The 594-nt window shown below is 37.7% G+C and carries 1 protein-coding gene; it reads right to left on the bottom strand.

What is annotated here, in order from left to right; genetic code table 11:
• Positions 1-594 (bottom strand): hypothetical protein (locus K7G76_RS15335; protein ID WP_223035092.1); only part of this gene is annotated, 594 nt, incomplete at both ends.

Here is a 594-nt window from a genome sequence, read left to right as displayed (position 1 = left end):
TCGATACAAATACATTTGCTGATGTCTGATCTTCTGATACTATCGGTAAAAATACATTGCCTGATTGTGATTCTATGGTACTACAGTCTACTACTACTGTTCCTGTTGCATCACATGCACCTGGTCGTGTAAATGTGTAGTTGTATGTTCCAAAGGCTACATTAGCTACTATATTGTCAAATTCTGTTACTGAATACGTGTACGTGTTATTACCATCGGTCAATTCTATATCGCCATCTACCCAAGCTCCTATTATTGGATTGCTCGATGTCGATACAAATACATTTGCTGATGTCTGATCTTCTGATACTATCGGTAAAAATACATTGCCTGATTGTGATTCTATGGTACTACAGTCTACCACTACTGTTCCCGTAACATCACAAGCTCCTGGTCGGGTAAATATGTAGTTGTATGTTCCAAAGGCTACATTAGCTACTATATTGTCAAATTCTGTTACTGAATACGTGTACGTGTTATTACCATCGGTCAATTCTATATCGCCATCTACCCAAGCTCCTATTATTGGATTGCTCGATGTCGATACAAATACATTTGCTGATGTCTGATCTTCTGATACTATCGGTAAAAATA

This window comes from Hanstruepera marina (assembly GCF_019880635.1).
Lineage (GTDB): Bacteria > Bacteroidota > Bacteroidia > Flavobacteriales > Flavobacteriaceae > Hanstruepera > Hanstruepera marina.
The sequence above is the reverse complement of the archived record's forward strand: the minus strand, read 5'-3'. Positions and strand labels throughout refer to the sequence as shown.